The organism is Streptomyces sp. LBL (assembly GCF_029893585.1).
Classification (GTDB): Bacteria; Actinomycetota; Actinomycetes; order Streptomycetales; family Streptomycetaceae; genus Streptomyces.
In genome coordinates, this window is sequence record NZ_JARXYX010000034.1 from 76,547 (window position 1) to 96,485 (window position 19,939).

Below are 19,939 nucleotides of genomic sequence, written 5' to 3' on the forward strand. Positions count from 1 at the left end.
GCGAGGTCGGCGACCGAGGACTGGAGCCGGCGTTATGGCCGCGCGACCCGGCTGTGGAAGAACCGTTCCTCATCAGTGAGCAGGAGTGAGTCTTGGACCCACTGCCTGTCGCTGCGCGCATCCCGAACGGTTTTGGATGCACTGGTCGCCCGCGTTCCTTGTTTTCTCCCTGTCCGGGCCGGTGGCTCTTGACCACGGTCCGTGACGGGGCGGCGGGTTCCCTCACACCCAAGAGCACGCCGGTCGGCCTGGACGGTCCGATGCCCGTAACGATCACTCTGGTCGTTACGGGGCGGTGTCGTCCTCCCCCAGCTACCGCTGGGAGGTGCCCCCAGCCGGATCGGGTGCATCTCCAGGCGGTCCGAGAGCCGGGCCACCGCCGCCGGCGGAGCCGAGGCGACATCGTCCGGCACGAAACCGAGCCAGGGCAGCGTGCACAGCTGGACGGCCAGCCCGATCCGGTCCTTGGGACTGCGGCCACGCCCCGGGTCGATGAACCCCACGTCCGCCGGGGTCAGCGTGAAGAACCGGATCAGCTCTTCCTTGTTGATCTCGGGGAAGCCCCGCAGCCGTTCCAGCTCGTCATCCGCGAACACACGGGTCGCCACCCGGAACCTCCACCGTAACCGCCCACGTCTCGTGGGCACCGTGCGCCACGCCGTAGAAGCCCCGGCGGGACACGGTCAGACAAACGGCCACATCGCGGCGTATCAGATGCCAAGCCGGCCATGGCCGTTGCCCATCTGCGCGACCAAGCCGACCATCCCCAGGCCACATCACCGCAGGCCAGGGATATCCGTTGTTTTTTCGGCGATTACTACGGGGACCCCAGTAGGGCCCGTGCTCCCGAGCACTCCCCGCAAATCCATGCAAGCACGCTTGATTGTTTCCGACCCCGCTGCCATGCTCCCCCCCATGGCCGACCCGACGCCCGTGTTCGACGACCTGTGTGCCGAGAGTGACGAACTCGACCTCCTCGTGGCCGAGTTGGCGCCGGAGCGGTGGAGGCTTCCCACCCCCGCGCCCCGCTGGACCATCGCCCACCAGATGGCGCACCTCGCCTGGACCGACCGGTCGGCGCTGACGGCGGGCACCGACGAGGGCGCGTTCGGAGCGCCGGCCGGGAAGGCACTCGCGGCCCCCGCCTCGTTCGTCGACGAAGGAGGGTCAGGCCGGCCGGAAGGGTCAGGCCGGCTGCTCGAGGCAGCTCCGCTGCAAGGGTCAGGCCCGCTGCAAGGGTCAGGCCCGCCGGAAGGGGCAGCTCCGCCGGAAGGGTCAGGCCCGCCGGAAGGGGCAGGGCAGTGACCACCGCAGCCCTGCGCATAGGCAACGCGTCCGGCTTCTACGGCGACCGCTTCGACGCGATGCGCGAGATGCTCACCGACGGTGAACTCGACGTCCTCACCGGCGACTACCTCGCCGAACTGACCATGCTCATCCTCGGCCGGGACCGCCTGAAGGACCCCGGCGCCGGATTCGCCCGCACCTTCCTGCGGCAGGCGGAGGAGTGCCTGGGGCTCGCCCATGAGCGCGGGGTCAAAATCGTCACCAACGCGGGCGGTCTCAACCCCGCCGGACTCGCCGGCCGGGTGCGGGAGGTGGCGGACCGGCTGGGACTTCCCGTCCGGGTCGCGCACGTCGAGGGCGACGATCTCACCGCCGCCCACCCCGGCAGTCTCGCCGCCCACGCCTACCTCGGCGGTTTCGGTATCGCGGCCTGTCTGCGGGAGGGCGCCGACGTCGTGGTCACCGGCCGGGTCACGGACGCCGCGCTCGTCACCGGTCCCGCCGCCGCCCACTTCGGCTGGCAGCCCGGCGACCACGACCGGCTCGCGGGAGCCGTCGTCGCCGGGCACGTCCTGGAGTGCGGGACACAGGCCACCGGCGGCAACTACGCCTTCTTCACCGGCGGCAACGACGCCTTTTTCACCGGCGGCAACGACGCCTTCTTCACCGGCCACGCCCCACGGCGGTCGGCCCGCCCCGGCTTCCCGCTCGCCGAGATCCACGAGGACGGCACCGCCGTCATCACCAAACACCCCGGCACCGGCGGCTTCGTCGACGTCGGCACGGTCACCGCGCAGCTCCTCTACGAGACGTCCGGCGCCCGGTACGCCGGCCCGGACGTCACCGCCCGCCTCGACACCGTACGGCTCACGCAGGACGGACCCGACCGGGTACGGATCGAGGGTGTACGCGGGGAAGCCCCGCCCCCGACGCTCAAGGTCGGCCTCAACCGCCTCGGCGGCTTCCGCAACGAGGTCACCTTCGTGCTGACCGGCCTCGACATCGAGGCCAAGGCCGCCCTCGTCCGGGAGCAGATGACGGACGCCCTGGCCACGTCACCGCCCGCCGACGTCCGCTGGGACCTCGTCCGCACCGACCGGCCCGACGCCCCGACCGAGGAGACCGCGAGTGCCCTGCTGCGGCTCGTCGTACGGGACCCGGAGCAGGAGGCCGTCGGGCGGACGCTGAGCGGGGCGGCGATCGAACTGGCCCTCGCGAGCTACCCCGGCTTCCATGTGCTGGCGCCACCTGGAAAGGGCGCCCCCTATGGGGTCTTCGAGGATGTGCACGTCCCCCATGGTGCCGTCGACCACAGGGCCGTCCTCCACGACGGACGCCGGATCCCTGTGGCGCCGGCCCACGAGACCGTCGTACTCGACGACGTACCGGAACCGCCTCTGCCGGAGCGGCTTCCCCCCGGACCCGCCCGCCGTGCCCCGCTCGGTCTCGTCGCCGGCGCCCGCAGCGGGGACAAGGGAGGGAACGCCAACGTGGGGGTGTGGGTCCGGTCCGAGGACGCCTGGCGATGGCTCGCCCATGAGCTGACCGTCGACCGCTTCCGGCAGCTGATCCCCGAGAGCGGCCCGCTGAAGGTCACCCGGCACACCCTCCCCGGCCTCCGCGCCCTGAACTTCGTCGTCGAGGGCATCCTCGGCGAGGGTGTCGCCGCCCAGCACCGTTTCGATCCGCAGGCCAAGGCGCTCGGCGAATGGCTGCGCTCCCGCCACCTGGACATCCCGGAGGCCCTCCTTTGACGGTCATCACCTCCACCCTGGACACCTCCGGCGCCGACTACCGCGCCCACCGCGAGACCATGCTCGGCAAACTCGCCGACCTCGACGCCGAGCACACGAAGGCCCTCGCGGGCGGCGGCCCGAAGTACGTGGACCGGCACCGCGAACGGGGCAAGCTTCTCGCTCGTGAGCGCATCGAGCTGCTCCTCGACCCCGACACGCCCTTCCTGGAGCTGTCCCCGCTGGCGGCCTGGGGGAGCGATTACACCGTCGGCGCCTCCCTGGTCACCGGCATCGGGGTCGTCGAGGGCGTGGAGTGCCTGATCACCGCCAACGACCCGACCGCGCGCGGCGGCGCCAGCAACCCCTGGAGCCTGAAGAAGGCCCTGCGCGCGAACGACATCGCGCTCGCCAACCGGCTGCCCTGCATCAGCCTGGTGGAGTCGGGCGGCGCGGACCTGCCCTCCCAGAAGGAGATCTTCATCCCCGGCGGCGCGATCTTCCGGGATCTCACCCGGCTCTCCGCCGCCGGGATCCCGACCGTCGCCGTCGTCTTCGGCAACTCCACGGCCGGGGGCGCCTACATCCCCGGCATGTCCGACCACGTGATCATGGTCAAGGAGCGCGCGAAGGTCTTCCTCGGCGGGCCGCCGCTCGTGAAGATGGCCACCGGCGAGGAGAGCGACGACGAGTCGCTGGGCGGCGCGGAGATGCACGCGCGCGTGTCGGGTCTCGCGGACCACCTCGCCGTGGACGAACAGGACGCCCTGCGGCAGACGCGGCGTGTGGTCGCCCGCCTCAACCACCGCAAGGCGTACGGCGACCCCGGCCCGGCCATCCCTCCGAAGTATGACGAGGACGAGCTCCTGGGGATCGTCCCCGGCGACCTGAAGACCCCCTTCGACCCGCACGAGGTCATCGCCCGGATCGTCGACGCCTCCGACTTCGACGAGTTCAAGCCGCTCTACGGGACCAGCCTCACCACCGGCTGGGCGACCCTGCACGGCTATCCCGTCGGCGTCCTGGCGAACGCCCAGGGGGTCCTCTTCAGCGCGGAGTCCCAGAAGGCCGCCCAGTTCGTCCAGCTCGCCAACCAGCGCGACATCCCGCTGCTGTTCCTGCACAACACCACCGGCTACATGGTCGGCAAGGAGTACGAGCAGGGCGGCATCATCAAACACGGCGCGATGATGATCAACGCGGTGAGCAACTCGAAGGTCCCCCACCTGTCGGTCCTCATGGGCGCGTCCTACGGCGCCGGCCACTACGGGATGTGCGGCCGCGCCTACGACCCCCGCTTCCTGTTCGCCTGGCCCAGCGCCAGGTCCGCCGTCATGGGTCCGCAGCAACTCGCGGGCGTCCTCTCCATCGTGGCCCGGCAGTCGGCCGCCGCCAAGGGAGCGCCGTACGACGAGGACGCCGACGCCGCGCTACGCGCCATGGTGGAGCAGCAGATCGAGTCCGAGTCGCTGCCCATGTTCCTGTCCGGGCGGCTCTACGACGACGGCGTCATCGACCCCCGCGACACCCGCACCGTCCTCGGACTGTGCCTGTCGGCCATCCACACGGCGCCGTACGAGGGTGCGCGCGGCGGCTTCGGCGTCTTCCGGATGTGAGGAACAACGTGATCACGACACTCCTCGTCGCCAACCGGGGCGAGATCGCCTGCCGCATCGTCCGCACCTGCGCCGCGCTGGGAATCCGGACCGTCGCCGTGCACTCGGACGCCGACGAGAACGCGCTCCACGCGCGCGTGGCCGACGCCACGGTACGACTGCCGGGCGCGGCGCCCGCCGACACGTATCTGCGCGGCGACCTGATCGTGAAGGCGGCCCTCGCCGCCGGAGCGGACGCCGTGCACCCCGGCTACGGCTTCCTCTCCGAGAACGCCGACTTCGCCCGCGCCGTCCTCGACGCGGGCCTGCTGTGGATCGGCCCGCCCCCGGAGGCGATCGAGGCGATGGCGTCCAAGACGCGCGCCAAGAAGCTGCTGGGGATCCCGCCGCTGACCCAGGTCACCGAGACCGACCTGCCGGTCCTGGTGAAGGCGGCGGCGGGCGGTGGCGGGCGCGGCATGCGGGTCGTACGCCGCCTGGAGGAGCTGGACGCCGCCCTGGAGAGCGCCGCCGCCGAGGCCGCGAGCGCCTTCGGTGACGGCGAGGTGTTCGTCGAGCCGTATCTCGGGGGCGAGGCGGGCGGCCGCCACGTCGAGGTGCAGATCCTCGCCGACACCCACGGCACCGTCTGGCCCCTCGGCACCCGGGACTGCTCCCTCCAACGCCGCCACCAGAAGGTCATCGAGGAGGCCCCCGCACCAGGACTCCCCGAAGAGCTCACCCGGGAGCTGTACGACGTGGCCGTACGCGCCGCCCGGTCCGTCGACTACGTCGGCGCCGGCACGGTCGAGTTCCTGATCGCGGACGGCCGGCCCCACTTCCTGGAGATGAACACCCGCCTCCAGGTCGAACACCCCGTCACGGAAGCCGTCTTCGACCTCGACCTGGTCGCTCTCCAGCTCCGCATCGCCGAGGGCGCCGCACTGGAGGGCACCCCGCCGCTCCCGTCCGGCCACGCCGTCGAGGCCCGCCTCTACGCCGAGGACCCGGCACACGACTGGACCCCCCAGACCGGCATCCTGCACCACCTGACCGTCCCGGACGGCGTCCGCCTGGACACGGGCTACGAGGCCGGCGACCCCATCGGCGTCCACTACGACCCCATGCTCGCCAAACTCGTCGCCCACGCACCCACGCGCGCGGAGGCCGTCCGCACACTCGCCGGCGCCCTGGAGAGGGCGACCCTCCACGGCCCGGTCACCAACCGTGACCTCCTCGTACGGTCACTACGGCACCCGGAGTTCACCACCGCCCGCATGGACACCGGCTTCTACGACCGCCACCTCCCGGACCTGACCGCCCTCGGCCAGGGCGACCCCCACGCCCCCCTGGCCGCCGCCCTCGCCGACGTCCACGCCCGCTCCCGCTCCCGCTCCCGCTTCGGAGGCTGGCGCAACGTCCCGTCCCAGCCTCAGACCAAGCGCTACGCCATGGCGGGCGAGGAACACGAGGTCCACTACCGGCACACCCGGTCGGGCCCGGAGGCGGACGGAGTGCGGGTCGTCCACGCCGACGCGCGTCTCGTCGTACTCGAAGTCGCCGGCGTACGACGGAAGTTCGAGGTGACGCGGTACGGCGACCAGGTCTTCGTGAACGCCGACGCCCTGACCGCCCTGTCCCGCTTCCCGGATCCGACGGCACAGCACGCACCCGGCTCCCTCCTGGCCCCCATGCCGGGCACGGTGGTCAGGATCGCCGAGGGCGTCGCCGTAGGAGCCACGGTGCGGGCCGGAGAGCCCCTGCTGTGGCTGGAGGCGATGAAGATGGAACACAAGGTCGCCGCGCCGGCCACGGGGACGCTGAGCGCCCTGCACGTGACATCCGGCCAGCAGGTGTCGGTCGGATCTCTGCTGGCGGTAGTACAGCCAGCCAGAGAGCCGGCCAGAGAGCCAGCCACAGAGCCGGCCACAGAGCCGGCCACAGAGCCAGCCATACAGCCCACTTAGGGACACGGGGCGGTATCGGACACGCACTCTGCCGCGCGAGCGGGACCAGCCACGACGAAGGAGCCACAGCCACATGGCCGTCACCGAAACCGAGGAACACCAGGCCCTGCGCGCCGCCGTCGCCGCCCTGGGCCGACGCCACGGCCGCAACCACGACCGAGAGGCCCTCTGGGCCGAGGCCGGAAAGCTCGGCTACCTAGGCGTCAACCTCCCCGAGGCACACGGCGGTGGCGGCGGCGGAATCGCCGAACTCTCCATCGTCCTCGAAGAACTGGGCGCCGCCGGCTGCCCCCTGCTCATGATGGTCGTCTCCCCGGCGATCTGCGGCACCGTGATCGCCCGCTTCGGTACCGAGGAACAGAAACGCGAGTGGCTCCCCGGACTCGCCGACGGCACCCGCACCATGGCCTTCGGCATCACCGAACCCGACGCCGGCTCCAACTCCCACCGCATCACCACCACGGCCCACCGCGCCCCGGACACCGGCGACTGGCTGCTCACCGGCCGCAAGGTCTTCATCTCAGGTGTCGACATAGCCGATGCCACCCTCATCGTCGGCCGCACGGAGGACTCCCGCACCGGCCGGCTCAAGCCCTGCCTGTTCATCGTCCCCCGCGACGCCCCCGGCTTCGAGCACCGCCAGATCGACATGGAACTGACCGGCGCGGAGAAGCAGTTCGAGCTGACCATGAACGACGTACGGCTCCCCGCCGACGCCCTCGTGGGCGACGAGGACGCCGGTCTGCTCCAGCTCTTCGCAGGCCTCAACCCCGAACGCGTCATGACCGCCGCCTTCGCGATCGGCATGGGCCGTCACGCTCTCGGCCGAGCGGTCGCGTACGCCCGTGACCGCACGGTCTGGAACACCCCCATCGGCGCCCACCAGGCCATCGCCCACCCTCTCGCGCAGGCACACATCGATCTCGAACTCGCCCGCCTGATGATGCAGAAGGCCGCCCACCTGTACGACGCCGGCGACGACACCGGCGCCGGCGAGGCCGCCAACATGGCCAAGTACGCCGCCGGAGAGGCCTGCGTGAAGGCCGTCGACCAGGCCGTGCACACCCTCGGCGGCAACGGCCTCACCCGCGAATTCGGGCTCGCTTCGCTGATCACGGCCGCCCGCGTGGCCCGTATCGCCCCGGTGAGCCGCGAGATGATTCTCAACTACGTCTCCCACCAGACCCTCGGCCTGCCCAAGTCGTACTGAGTCCTGCTGAGCCCTACTGAGTCGTCCTGACGAGTCGTACTGACCGAGTGCCGTGTCGCGCGAGGAGGATCCATGATCCGCAGCGAGTCGCAGACGTCCCGCCCATCCGGCAAGATCCCGCGCCTTCGACTCCGGGAGACCGGCGAACGCTTCGACGCCGCCGAGGCCGCCCGCATCGGCCTGCTGACGGCGGCGGGCGACGACGTGGACGCCGTACTCGCACCCATCCTGGACGGCCTCCGCAAAGCCGCACCCCGGGGGCTGGCCGAGACGAAACAGCTGCTCACGGCTAGGGTGCTGGAAGCCTTCGACCGGGACGCGGCCGACCTCACCGCGCTCTCGGCCCGGCTGTTCGGCTCCGCCGACGCCCGCGAGGGCATGACGGCCTTCCTCGAACGACGGGATCCCCCATGGGTGCTGTGAGCGCGGCCGAACGTGTACCGGGCGAACGTGCACCGGCCGAACGCGTCCCCAAGCAGGACCGCAGCCGGGCCACCCGGCAACGACTCCTCGAAGCGGCCGTCGCCTGCCTCGCCGAACACGGCTGGGCAGGCTCCACCGTCACCGTCGTCGCCGAACGCGCCGGCGTCTCCCGCGGCGCCGCCCAGCACCACTTCCCCACCCGCGAGGACCTCTTCACGGCAGCGGTCGAGTACGTCGCCGAGGAACGCTCCACCGCCACGCGCGCCCTGTTCCCCCAGGGCGTGCAGGGCGCGCAGGGCGGTGGAGCGCCCGGCGACCGCCACGCGGTCGTCTCCGCGCTCGTCGACCTCTACACCGGCCCCCTCTTCCGCGCCGCCCTCCACCTCTGGGTCGCCGCCTCCAATGAGGAGCAACTACGGCCACGGGTAACGGAGTTGGAGGCCCGCGTCGGCCGCGAGACCCACCGGACAGCGGTCGACCTGCTCGGCGCCGACGAGTCCCGCCCCGGCGTACGCGAGACCGTCCAGGGCCTGCTGGACATGGCCCGGGGCCTGGGCCTCGCCAACCTGCTCACGGACGACACCGGGCGGCGAGAAAGGGTCGTGGCGCAGTGGGTGGAGATCCTGGACACGGTCCTCAGGGACTGACCCGCCGTCCTCAGCGACTGACCCGCCGCCCTCAGGGACTGAGTCACCCTCGGGGACTGACCCGCCCTCAGGGACTGAGCCGCTCCACCCGCCAACTCCCGTCCGCCTCCGCCACGTACCGCAACCGGTCGTGCAGCCGGTTCTCGCGGCCCTGCCAGAACTCCACGGTCCGCGGCGCCACCCGGAAACCACCCCAGTGCGGCGGCACCGGCACCCGCTCGCCCTCCGGATAACGGGCCAGCAGCTCCGCGTACGCCGCGTCCAGCCCGTCGCGGCCCGCGATCACCGACGACTGCCCGCTCGCCCAGGCACCCAACTGCGAGCCGTGCGGGCGGGTACGGAAGTACGCGGCGGTCTCGTCCCGGCCGGTGCGCCGGGCGACGCCCGTCACGATGACCTGCCGGGCCATCGGATGCCAGGGGAACAACAACGCGACGTGCGGATTCCCCGCCAGGTCGCGGGCTTTGCGGGAGTCGTAGTTGGTGTAGAAGACGAAGCCCTGATCATCGAAGTGCTTCAACAGCACCGTACGAGAACTGGGCCGGCCCTCGGTGTCCGCCGTGGAGACGATCATGGCGTTCGGCTCGAACAACCGGCCCTCCGTCGCGGCCTGCTGGAACCAGCGCGCGAACTGCTCCACGGGGGCGGCGGCCAGGTCGGTCTCGGCGAACCCTTCCGCCCGGTACTGCTTGCGCATCGAGGCGGGATCGATCGAGGCGGGATCGGTGGAGACGGCGTCTGGGTCGTTCACGGGGTCATCCTGCCGTATCCAAGGCGACCGCACGGGAAGGTGGCACTGAGTGCCGCAAGGGCTGCCCAAAGGTGGCACTCGGAGTTATGGTGAGAGGCCATCCCGGGTGAGGTGACCGCCGACCGCACGGGGCATCACCGGGGTGACCGCCAGGACCGCCAGGACCGCCAGGACCGCCAGGACCGCGAGTCCCGCACCGACCGTGGATCCACCGATGCCACACCGGCACCACGCCCTACACCACAGCGACGCCACACCGGCGCCACCTGCCGCCCACATCATGAGGAGCCGCCTGATGTCCGACTTCGTACCCGGACTCGAAGGAGTCATCGCGTTCGAAACGGAGATCGCCGAACCGGACAAGGAAGGCGGCGCCCTGCGATACCGGGGCGTCGACATCGAGGACCTGGTCGGCCACGTCTCGTTCGGCAATGTCTGGGGCCTGCTCGTCGACGGCGCCTTCAACCCCGGCCTGCCGCCCGCCGAACCCTTCCCGATCCCCGTCCACTCCGGCGACATCCGCGTCGACGTCCAGTCCGCGCTCGCCATGCTCGCCCCCGTCTGGGGCCTGAAACCCCTGTTGGACATCGACGCCGAACAGGCCCGTGCCGACCTGGCCCGAGCCGCCGTCATGGCCCTCTCCTACGTCGCCCAGTCCGCCCGCGGCCAGGGCCGGCCCATGGTCCCGCAGCGCGAGATCGACAAGGCCCAGTCCGTCGTCGAACGCTTCATGATCCGCTGGCGCGGCGAGCCGGACCCCAAGCACGTCGCGGCGGTCGACGCCTACTGGACCTCGGCGGCCGAACACGGCATGAACGCCTCCACCTTCACCGCACGCGTGATCGCGTCCACCGGCGCCGACGTGGCCGCGGCCCTGTCCGGCGCCGTGGGAGCCATGTCCGGCCCCCTGCACGGCGGCGCCCCCTCCCGCGTCCTGCACATGATCGAGGAGATCGAACGCACCGGCGACGCCGAGGCCTACGTCAAGCAGGCCCTCGACAAGGGCGAACGCCTCATGGGCTTCGGTCACCGCGTCTACCGCGCCGAGGACCCCCGCGCCCGCGTCCTTCGCCGCACCGCCCGCGAACTCGGCGCCCCCCGCTTCGAGATCGCCGAGGCGCTGGAGAAGGCCGCCCTCGCCGAACTCCACGCCCGCCGCCCCGACCGCGTCCTGGCGACCAACGTCGAGTTCTGGGCCGCGATCATGCTCGACTTCGCCGAGGTCCCGGCCCACATGTTCACCTCGATGTTCACCTGCGCACGCACGGCAGGCTGGTCGGCCCACATCCTCGAACAGAAGCGCACCGGCCGCCTGGTCCGCCCGTCGGCCCGCTACATCGGTCCGGGCACCCGCGACCCGCGGGAGGTCGAGGGCTACGACGCCACGACGGCGATCGCGCACTGATTCCCACCTGCATCAGCCCCCCAACGCAGGCCCCCAACGCAGCCCCCCAACGCAGGCGACCCGCGAACTCGAGGTCTCCCCGCCTGACGGCGGAGAAGCCGGCCGGACGTACCGGCGAGCTCGCGGGTCGGGTGACTGCTTGGGATTGGGCCGGCTGCAACGCGTCGTTCACGCGCTGGTCCGGCACCGCACTCAGTGTGGTGACGGGCGCTAGCCCGCAGCCACCTCGCACGTCCGGGTTTCATACATGTACCCGATCACCTCCTTTCTCAGCGTGAGAACACCTTAAGAAGAGGCCGGGCACGGGATCAACCGATTTTCTGGGATGTCGGCTGTGCCGGTTCCGGCCGACTGCTGTACCCGTATCTGCCGGCCCGCTGCGGGACCCGAAGATTCTGGTGGCGGACGTTGATCCGGCCCGCCGGTGAGGATCGAGATCGAAGTGTGGGGGAGAAGGGTGCCGGTGCCGGGTCCGAACTGCGCCGGGGGGCGACCGTGGTCTCTGGGTTGACCTGGGGTTTCTGTGGGTTTTCGGCGGCTCTGGGCGGGCTCGGGTGCGTTTCCGGCGTACAACGATTTTCTTAATCTTGCGGGAACACGATGTGCGCTGCGTCACGTTCCAGTTGAATGATTGTTAGTGAGCGAACCGATGTGCGGTACGTGCGGACGTGGCAGCCTGCAGGGGGTCCAGGTGAGTGCTTCCCGGCATAGTGGGACCACCGACGAGATCGGGCCGGACGAGCCCGAGCGGGACGGCCCGGAGGGTTCGGACGGCTCGGATCTACTGGCCGCGCTGCTCGACGGGATGGACGCGGCCCTGTGCGCCTTCGACGCGGACGGGGTGGTGACGCACTGGAACCGTGAGGCGGAGCGGATCCTCGGCTGGACCGCCGAGGAGGCCGTGGGACGGCGCGGCTTCGCCGGGTGGGCGGTGCGCAGCGCCGACGCGGAGGAGGTCGAGGGGCGGCTGCTGTCCGTGATGCATGCCTCCGGGAGGCAGGTGCACGAGTTCGCGCTGCTGACCAAGGACGGCGGCCGGGTGCTGGTGCGGACGCAGTCGGCGGCCGTGCGAGGGCCCGACGGGAAGCCGGCCGGGGTGTACTGCGCGTTCAGCGAGGTGCACACGCAGATCGACCTGGAGCGGTCGATCGCGCTGAGTGAGGCGTTGTTCGAGAACGCGTCCTGGGGTGTCGTGCTCGTCGACGTCGATCTGCGGCCCGTCGTGGTCAACGCGCACGCGGCCCGGGCGCTGGGCATCGGGCGTACGTCCGCGCTGGGGCGGCCGCTCGGTGATCTGCTCGTGCAGGGTGTGGAGGAGTTGGAGGGCGCGCTCGCGCATGTGCTGGCCGAGGGCGCGCCGCCGGCGCCCGCCGAGATCTGGGTGAGTGTGCGTACCCCGGAGGGTGAGAAGCGGCGTTGCTGGCGCTGCGGGTTCGTCCGGCTGGCTTCGCCGCTCGCGGAGGAGCCCGTGCCGTTGGGCGTGGGCTGGCTCTTCGAGGACGTCACGGAGGCCAAGCAGGGCGAGCAGGAGGCGTCGCTGCTGCGGTTCCGGGCGAACCAGCTGCACCGGGCCGCGCGGGCCGCCGCCGAGTGCGAGGACCCGCGGGAGGCGGCCACCGTCCATCTCGACTTCGCGCTCGCCGGCTTTGCCGACCACGCGCTGATCGACCGGGTCGCGGGCGGTGCGGTGGCTGACGAGGAGGCGACGGGGCCGGTACGGCTGGTACGGGTCGCCGCGACGCCCTCCGGGGCGCCCGGGCCGAGTCCGCTGACCGGGGAGGCGGGGCTGCCGGTGCGGTATGCGGAGGGGCATCCGGCGTTGCAGTGCGTGGACCGGATCGGGGCCGTGCGGGCGAGTGTGGGGGCCGTGTCGGCGGAGGAGGCACGGGAGTGGGCGCTGGCCCGGCAGTGGCCGGGGGATGTGGTGCACGCACTGTGCGCGGTGCTGCGGAGTCGGGGGCGGACGCTCGGGGTCGTGACGTTTCTGCGGGGGGCCGGGCGGAGTCAGTTCGAGCGTGGGGACGCGGTGTACGCGGAGGACGTGGCCGTGCGGATCGCCTGTGCGTTGGATCTGGGCGAGGTGGTGGGCCGGAGGTAGGCCCCGGGTGGGTGGTCGGTACTGGCTGGGGATTGGCCCCGGGTGGGTGGTCGGACCCGGCCGGTGGTCGGCGCCGGCCGGGGGCGGATCCCGGCCGGCGGTCAGTGCTGCCAGAAGATCCGCTCTCCGTATTTCTCGAGCACCCGCCCGTTCCATTCGTGTCCCCCGTCGACGTTCCCCGACCGCAGGAGCGGGGGCTCGATGCCCCGGTCGGCCAGACTTCCGGCTGCCGTGGCCATGACCGCCTGGAGGATGGCCGAGGTGACGACGGTGGAGGCGGGGGCGAAGGGTGCGGGGACGGCGTCGAGGGTGAGTTCCGCGTCGCCGATCGCGATCTTGGAGTCGAGGACGACGTCGCAGTGGTCCTTCAGGTACGTGCCGGAGGCGTGCCGGGAGCTCGTCTCGGCGGCGTAGGCCACCGACGTGACGCCGATGACCCGTACGCCCAGGGCGCGGGCGCTCATGGCCATCTCGACGGGGAGTGCGTTGCGGCCGCTCAGGGAGATGATCACCAGGGTGTCGCCCGCGCGGAGGGGTGAGGAGTTCAGGACGGCGCTCGCGAGGCCGTCGACGCGTTCCAGGGCCGAGCCGAGGGTGGCCGGCATGACGTCGACGCCGACGACACCGGGGACGGTCAGCAGGTTCATCAGGGCGAGGCCGCCCGCGCGGTAGACGATGTCCTGGGCGGCGAGCGAGGAGTGCCCGGCGCCGAAGGCGAACAGACGGCCGCCGGAGGTCACGGTGTCGGCGAGGAGGTTCCCGGCCGCCTCGATGGACGAGGCCTCCTCGTCCCGGGCCCGCTGCAGCAGGCCGATCGCGGCGTCGAAGAACTGACCGGACAGCGTGCCGTCGCTCATGCGGGCCCCTTCGGAGCGTCAGGGTGGATCCAGATGGATCCATCTGGATCGGGGTGGATCGGGGTGAGGCGTCTGTGCCGCGGATCACGGTGCGGTCTGGACCAGTGGGATGTCAATACGGCCGGGGGGTGGTTCACCCCCGAGTGCAAGCCCCCGGACTGCGGCATCACGCCGATCCTGTGGTGCGGTTTCTCCGCGTAACGTCTGGGTCTCCACGGCACGGCACGGTTGTCGGTGGTATCCGGCAGAATTGGTTCCAGGGCCAGCGCCAGCGCACGAGCCGCGAAGCTGTCTTGCTTCCGGCGGATCTCATCAAGGGGCACGTATGTCCGGACTGATCGACACCACGGAGATGTATCTCCGCACCATCCTTGAGCTGGAGGAGGAAGGTGTGGTCCCCATGCGCGCCCGGATCGCCGAGCGACTCGACCAGAGCGGGCCGACGGTCAGCCAGACGGTGGCGCGGATGGAGCGGGACGGCCTGGTGTCCGTCGCGACCGACCGTCACCTGGAGCTCACCGACGAGGGCCGCCGGCTGGCCACGCGTGTGATGCGCAAGCACCGCCTCGCGGAATGCCTCCTCGTCGACGTGATCGGTCTGGAGTGGGAGCAGGTGCACGCCGAGGCGTGTCGCTGGGAGCACGTGATGAGCGAGGCCGTCGAGCGCCGTGTCCTGGAGCTGCTCCGGCACCCCACCGAGTCGCCGTACGGCAATCCGATCCCCGGTCTGGAGGAGCTCGGCGAGAAGGACGGCGCGGATCCGTTCCTGGACGAGGGCATGGTGTCGCTGTCGGATCTCGATCCGGGCATCGACGGCAAGACGGTCGTGGTGCGCCGGATCGGCGAGCCGATCCAGACGGACGCGCAGCTGATGTACACGCTGCGCCGGGCGGGTGTGCAGCCCGGTTCGGTGGTGAGCGTGACGGAGTCGGCGGGCGGTGTGCTGGTGGGCAGTGGCGGCGAGGCTGCCGAGCTGGCGTCGGCCGTGGCCTCGCACGTGTTCGTCGCCAAACGCTGACCGCAAGTACGGATCGTCAGCACGGCCCGCAAGCGCTGAGCGGAAACGCGGCCCGCAAGCGCTGAGCGGAAGCGGCGAACGCAAGTGCGGAACCCAAGCGCTGTGCCGTTTTCCCAGGAGGCCGTCAACTCCTGGGGACAGGGAGGTAGTTGTGACGCCTCGGTGATCTTGTCGAATCCGAGGTTCAGTGCGCCGAATCGCAGCGCTCGGACGTTTCGCGTGCGAGGCTGTCGCGTGAGGCATATGACCTGAGGGACTCTTGGCGGGGGATGGCGGTGACGCCGTCCGGCCGGGGAGGGGCGGGGATGGTGTGCCGTGAACGTGGAGAGGGCCCCGGCGCCGTGTGGCGCCGGGGCCTGTCCTCCCCTGTGCTGACCCGGAGCCCCGAGCTCCCAGGGTCATCCCCTTCGGACCGATGTCCCCGAGCGGTCCGCCTCCCGCTGAAGATCTCCCCCCGGCGGCGGCGATCATTCCTTGAACGCGGTCACTCGAACGAGGGGTGTTGTCGGCGAGAACGGACTTTTCGAATACATTTTCGATAGTCTGCGGGTGACGCATCACGTGGAATCCGCGCTTCAGGGGTGTGGACAGGCACGAAGAACAGAGCAGGCAGGACGCGGTTCACAGGACCGTCCGCCCCGAGCGGGAGCGAACGGTCCGAGCGGAGCTAGGGGGGTGCCATATGGCGCGACGCATCGATGTGACCGGGGCGGGCGGCGTACGCCTCGCGGCCTGGGAATTCGGAGACCCTCCCAAGACCGATCCGGCGAAGGACGGTCCGGGAGAGGGCGAGCGCGAGCGGGGCGCCGGGGTGCTGTTACTGCACGGGCTGATGGGCCGGGCCTCCCACTGGGCGTCCACCGCCCGCTGGCTCTCCGAGCGGTACCGCGCGGTCGCCCTCGACCAGCGGGGCCACGGCCAGAGCGACAAGCCCCCGCGCACGGCCTACACCCGCGAGGCCTACGTCGAGGACGCCGAAGCCGCCCTCGAACAGCTCGGACTCGGCCCGGCCGTCCTCATCGGTCACGCCATGGGCGCCCTGACCGGCTGGCAGCTCGCCGCGAAGCGGCCCGACCTGGTCAGCGGTCTGATCATCTGCGACATGCGGGCCTCCGCCCTCGGCGCCGCCTCGCAGCGCGAATGGGAGAACTGGTTCAAGGCCTGGCCCACCCCCTTCGCCGCCCTCGCCGACGTCCGCAAGTGGTTCGGTGAGGACGACCCCTGGGTGGAGCGCCCGAACCCGACCCGCGGCGAGTTCTACGTCGAGGTCATGCACGAGTCCTCCGACGGCTGGCGCCCCGTCTTCGACCCGGAACAGATGCTCGAGTCCCGCGAGACCTGGGTGTACGACGCACACTGGGAGGAGCTCACCCAGGTCCAGTGCCCCACGCTGGTCGTCCGTGGTCTCGACGGCCAGCTGGGCCGCGCGGAGGCGCAGGAGATGGTCCGCGTCCTGCCCCGCGGCGAGTACGCGGAAGTCGCGGAGGCCGGCCACCTCGTCCACCACGACCAGCCGGAGGCCTGGCGGGGCGCCATCGAGCCCTTCCTGGACGGCGTCCTCGCGGACCTCAGGACCTGACGTTCCCCGGCACAACAAAGCACGGCACGGCACGGCACGGCACGACACGGCACCGCACGTCTCCGGGCCGCCCGGCACCACACACCCCGGGCCGGCCCGACACGCCCCCGGCACGGCACCGCACGCCCCGCCCAGCCCCGGCATGCCCACGCCCACGCCCCCCACCCCCGACCGGCAGGTCACCCCTTGCTGACCGCCAGCAGAATCTCCGGCAGCTGCCGAGCCGTCCGAGGCGCCGCCAGCCGCAGGCCTCCCACCGTGATCGCCGTCCCGTAGACCACGCCCACCGGCAGCAGCAGCCAGCTCCACCGGTCGCCGCCGTCGCTGACGTTCAGCCAGATCGTCCCGGCGATGACCGGGGCGCACAACAGGGCGGCCGCGCCCATGCCGCCCAGGACGGCCATGAAGGCGAGCCCGGACTGCCCGGGGGCCACGTTCTTGTACCCCTCCTGCGGGATGGAGTACGGAAAGCGTGCCGAGGCCCACGCCCCGGTCGCCAGCATCGCCCCGAGCAGCGCGAAGGACAGCCCGAGCACCTCGGGCAGCTTCGGCCAGTCACCGAGCAGCGCCGTCGTCAGAACGGTCACGAGGGTGGCGTACGGCAGGGTGATCACCAGCAGCGCCAGCGCCCGCGCGCGCAGCTCGACGTACGCGTCCCGGGGCGACGAGATCGTCATCACGACCATCCAGAACGCGGACGAATCCTGTCCGAACTGGTTGTACATCTGCACGCCGAGCATCCCGGCGGCGAAGCACGCGAAGTAGATCGAGCCGGTGCCCTGGAGGGCGTTGAACACGGGCACGATCAGACCGATGGCGAGGGAGGTCACCCAGGCCGCCTTGGTCTTGGGGTCGCGCCACACATAGCGCAGGCTGCGTTCCATGACCGTGCCGGTCCGTCCGGGCGGCAGGAGCCGGGACAGGCCGGTCGCGTTCCGTTCGCGGGTCCTGGCGTCGGCGGCCTGGAGGGTGGAGCCGTCCGGTGCGGTCATCAGCCGGGTCAGATGCCGCGACCACAGGGCGATCAGCGCCGCCAGGGCGAGCGCGCTGATGCCGAGTTGCAGGGCGGCCACGCCGTACGACCCTTCGCTCGCGGAGTCCGTCGCCCCGATCGCCGAAGCCGGCGGCACCCACTTCAGCACGTCGGCCGGACCGTCGAGCTGGGCCAGCCCGCCCGAGCCCAGCCGCTGCGCGCCGAAGTTCACCACCTGCGCCCCGACCGCGATGACCAGGCCGCTGAGCACCGCCAGATCCCGGCCCTTGCGGCTGGTCAGCAGCCGGGTGTTGGCGACGGCGACGGCCCGCGCGAGGGCCACGCACACCAGCAGCGCGAGGACGACACCGACGACGCCGACGACGTACGCCACACCCCCGTGCGCGACCGACACGACGGAACCGGCCAGCATGCACACCGTGAACAGCGGCCCGATGCCGACCAGCGAAGCCACGAGCAGCGCCCGCACCAGCGCCCGCGGCCGCAGCGGCAGCATCACCAGCCGGCTGGGATCCAGGGTCTCGTCGCCGCCGGGGAAGAGCAGCGGCATCACCGCCCAGCCGGCCGCCAGCACCGCCACCAGCGGCACCACCACGGAGGCGGCGTGCGCGTGTCCGCGCAGCGCGATCAGGCCGAGCAGCTGCAACGCGGAGAAGAGCAGCACGGCGACGACCGAACCGATGTACGCGGCCCGCCGCCCGGCGGACTGCTTGAGCCCGTTCCTCAGCAGCGACACCTTCAGCCGTACGACGACAGGGGTGATGTTCGCCGTGGTGGTGCCGTAGGCGCTCACCGGGCCGCTCCGCCGCCCAGCCAGTCCAGGTCGGACCCGGCGTCCCGGCTGTGCGCGCCGACGAGTTCGAGGAACGCCCGCTGCAAGGAGGGTGCGTCGCCGCGCACCTCGGCGAGTGTCCCCTGGGCGCGGATGCGTCCGGCGGCCATGACGGCGACCCAGTCGCACAGCGACTCGACGAGCTCCATCACGTGGGAGGAGAAGACGACGGTGGCGCCGGAGGCGGTGTACCGCTCCAGCACTCCGCGGATGGTCTGGGCCGACACCGGGTCGACGCCCTCGAACGGCTCGTCGAGGAAGAGCACCTCGGGATTGTGGAGGAGGGCGGCGGCGAGCCCGATCTTCTTCCGCATGCCGGTCGAGTAGTCGACGACGAGTTTGTGCTGGGCCCCGGCCAGATCGAGCACATCCAGAAGCTGTGCGGCCCGCTTGTCGACCTCGGCCCCGGGCAGCCCGCGCAACCGGCCGGAGTAGGCGAGCAGTTCACGCCCCGACAGTCGCTCGAACAGGCGCAGCCCCTCGGGCAGCACCCCGATCCGCGCCTTCACCTCGACCGGATCCCGCCACACGTCGTGCCCGACGACCTCGACGGAGCCCTGATCCGGCCGGAGCAGCCCGGTCACCATCGACAGCGTGGTGGTCTTCCCGGCCCCGTTCGGCCCGACCAGTCCGATGAACTTCCCCGCGGGCAACTCCAGATCGATCCCGGCGACAGCGACCTGCTGCCCGAACCGTTTCCAGAGTCCTCGCACACGTACGGCGGCTGAACCCATCACTGCTCCCGACGTCATGCCAGAACCCTACGGTCGGGGAGCGTGCCGCTTCGGTGCGGGTTATCGATCCCGGCCACAGGCGTAGGCGAGTGGCGAGATCAACTCCTCCGCGTCCGGCAGCCACCGGTTCGCCGGCGTCGGCCGGCAGGCCCACTGCACGGCCCCCGAGGACCCGAACCGGGTCGGCGGTCCGGCCACGTACGCGCCCTCACCCAGGGCGACCAGATCGAGCGACGACGGGGACCAGCCGAGCTTGCGCACGAGCTCCGGAACCTTCACCGACGCGCCCGGCAACACGAAGAACTGCATCCGCCGGTCCGGCGTCAGCGTCACCGGACCGAGCGTCAACTCCATCCGCTCCATCCGGGCCAGTGCGAGGAACCCGGCCGTCTCCGGCACGGTGATCGCGTCGAACGTCCGCCCCGTCGGCAGCAGGATCGATGCCGTCGGCTGTTTCTGCCACATCCGGCGCGCGACGGTCGCACTGCCGGTCGCCTGCGTTCCCCAGTCCGCGCGCGCCGGATGCGCGCCGGGTGCGGCGCACGCGGCGTTCCCGCACGAGCAGCGCGGCACCCCGTCGACGTCTACCAGCCAGGTCCCGGGAAAGACGTCCCAGTGGCGCTCCTCGGCATAACGTACGGCTGTCTCCAGCAGCGATTCCCCGCGCTGCTTCGGAATCTGAACGGCTTCGGTGCCCGCGATCGTCTCTTCCACGCTCCACTCAACTCCCCCGTCCACCTCGGGTTACGGCTGTAGCGCGCGCGGGGGAGGAGCATCGGTTCCTCATCTGGGGCGCATGGGTGCATGTG

General features: G+C 71.4%; 15 protein-coding genes and 2 pseudogenes. 11 read left to right on the plus strand and 6 right to left on the minus strand.

Annotation, left to right across the window (positions count from 1 at the left end):
• Window positions 1–32: 32 nt before the first annotated feature.
• Complete coding sequence (locus tag M2271_RS33580) at window positions 33–608, minus strand: DUF4158 domain-containing protein (RefSeq protein ID WP_280891183.1); 576 nt, start codon at window positions 606–608, stop codon at window positions 33–35.
• Window positions 609–915: 307 nt separating this feature from the next.
• Between M2271_RS33580 and M2271_RS33585 the strand changes: the two are divergent.
• The 7 genes and pseudogenes from M2271_RS33585 to M2271_RS33615 all read left to right on the plus strand — a co-directional run.
• Window positions 916–1,179, plus strand: a pseudogene (locus M2271_RS33585) (maleylpyruvate isomerase N-terminal domain-containing protein); the annotation flags it as partial.
• A 122-nt stretch (window positions 1,180–1,301) separates the two neighbouring features.
• Window positions 1,302–3,041 carry a DUF1446 domain-containing protein gene (locus M2271_RS33590; protein ID WP_280891184.1) on the plus strand — a complete coding sequence of 580 codons (1,740 nt, stop codon included), beginning with the start codon at window positions 1,302–1,304 and terminating at the stop codon, window positions 3,039–3,041.
• Entirely contained in the window at window positions 3,038–4,636 is a 1,599-nt protein-coding gene (locus M2271_RS33595) for a carboxyl transferase domain-containing protein (RefSeq protein WP_280891185.1), read from the plus strand. The genes M2271_RS33590 and M2271_RS33595 overlap by 4 nt, the downstream gene beginning before the upstream one ends.
• A gap of 8 nt (window positions 4,637–4,644) precedes the next feature.
• Window positions 4,645–6,582: a biotin carboxylase N-terminal domain-containing protein gene (locus tag M2271_RS33600; RefSeq protein ID WP_280891186.1), complete on the plus strand. Its 1,938-nt coding sequence runs from the start codon at window positions 4,645–4,647 to the stop codon at window positions 6,580–6,582.
• Between the two features lie 73 nt (window positions 6,583–6,655).
• Window positions 6,656–7,792, plus strand: a complete 1,137-nt coding sequence (locus M2271_RS33605; RefSeq protein ID WP_280891187.1) for an acyl-CoA dehydrogenase family protein — start codon at window positions 6,656–6,658, stop codon at window positions 7,790–7,792.
• Between the two features lie 138 nt (window positions 7,793–7,930).
• A pseudogene (locus tag M2271_RS33610) lies at window positions 7,931–8,215 on the plus strand (enoyl-CoA hydratase); the annotation flags it as partial.
• Window positions 8,203–8,862 carry a TetR/AcrR family transcriptional regulator gene (locus tag M2271_RS33615; RefSeq protein ID WP_280891188.1) on the plus strand — a complete coding sequence of 220 codons (660 nt, stop codon included), beginning with the start codon at window positions 8,203–8,205 and terminating at the stop codon, window positions 8,860–8,862. The pseudogene M2271_RS33610 and the gene M2271_RS33615, both read left to right, overlap by 13 nt.
• 67 nt (window positions 8,863–8,929) lie before the next feature.
• Here M2271_RS33615 and pdxH read toward each other — a convergent pair whose 3' ends face one another.
• On the minus strand, window positions 8,930–9,631 hold the full coding sequence (pdxH, locus tag M2271_RS33620; RefSeq protein ID WP_280891221.1) for a pyridoxamine 5'-phosphate oxidase: 702 nt from the start codon (window positions 9,629–9,631) through the stop codon (window positions 8,930–8,932).
• A gap of 277 nt (window positions 9,632–9,908) precedes the next feature.
• On the opposite strand from pdxH, the gene M2271_RS33625 reads away from it, so the two are divergent.
• Together M2271_RS33625 and M2271_RS33630 are read left to right on the plus strand one after the other, a co-directional pair.
• Window positions 9,909–11,018 carry a citrate synthase 2 gene (locus tag M2271_RS33625; protein WP_280891189.1) on the plus strand — a complete coding sequence of 370 codons (1,110 nt, stop codon included), beginning with the start codon at window positions 9,909–9,911 and terminating at the stop codon, window positions 11,016–11,018.
• Window positions 11,019–11,709: 691 nt separating this feature from the next.
• Window positions 11,710–13,116, plus strand: coding sequence for a PAS domain-containing protein (locus tag M2271_RS33630; protein WP_280891190.1), 1,407 nt, complete (start codon window positions 11,710–11,712; stop codon window positions 13,114–13,116).
• Window positions 13,117–13,217: 101 nt separating this feature from the next.
• Here M2271_RS33630 and M2271_RS33635 read toward each other — a convergent pair whose 3' ends face one another.
• Window positions 13,218–13,973, minus strand: a complete 756-nt coding sequence (locus tag M2271_RS33635) for an SIS domain-containing protein (RefSeq protein ID WP_280891191.1) — start codon at window positions 13,971–13,973, stop codon at window positions 13,218–13,220.
• Window positions 13,974–14,298: 325 nt separating this feature from the next.
• Between M2271_RS33635 and M2271_RS33640 the strand changes: the two genes are divergently transcribed.
• Together M2271_RS33640 and M2271_RS33645 are read left to right on the plus strand one after the other, a co-directional pair.
• Complete coding sequence (locus M2271_RS33640; RefSeq protein WP_280891192.1) at window positions 14,299–14,991, plus strand: metal-dependent transcriptional regulator; 693 nt, start codon at window positions 14,299–14,301, stop codon at window positions 14,989–14,991.
• Window positions 14,992–15,673: 682 nt separating this feature from the next.
• A complete protein-coding gene (locus M2271_RS33645) occupies window positions 15,674–16,570 on the plus strand; it encodes an alpha/beta hydrolase (protein ID WP_280891193.1) in 897 nt (298 codons plus the stop codon).
• A gap of 179 nt (window positions 16,571–16,749) precedes the next feature.
• Here the strand turns inward: M2271_RS33645 and M2271_RS33650 are convergent, their stop codons facing one another.
• The 3 genes from M2271_RS33650 to M2271_RS33660 are packed head-to-tail and all read right to left on the minus strand — an operon-like array spanning window position 16,750 to window position 19,844.
• Window positions 16,750–18,357: a transporter gene (locus tag M2271_RS33650; RefSeq protein ID WP_280891194.1), complete on the minus strand. Its 1,608-nt coding sequence runs from the start codon at window positions 18,355–18,357 to the stop codon at window positions 16,750–16,752.
• Complete coding sequence (locus M2271_RS33655; RefSeq protein ID WP_280891195.1) at window positions 18,354–19,148, minus strand: ABC transporter ATP-binding protein; 795 nt, start codon at window positions 19,146–19,148, stop codon at window positions 18,354–18,356. Before M2271_RS33655 ends, M2271_RS33650 begins: the two co-directional genes overlap by 4 nt.
• A 42-nt stretch (window positions 19,149–19,190) precedes the next feature.
• The gene (locus tag M2271_RS33660; protein ID WP_280891196.1) at window positions 19,191–19,844 is read right to left on the minus strand and encodes a bifunctional DNA primase/polymerase; all 654 of its coding nucleotides are present in this window, start codon (window positions 19,842–19,844) and stop codon (window positions 19,191–19,193) included.
• Between the last annotated feature and the right edge of the window lie 95 nt (window positions 19,845–19,939).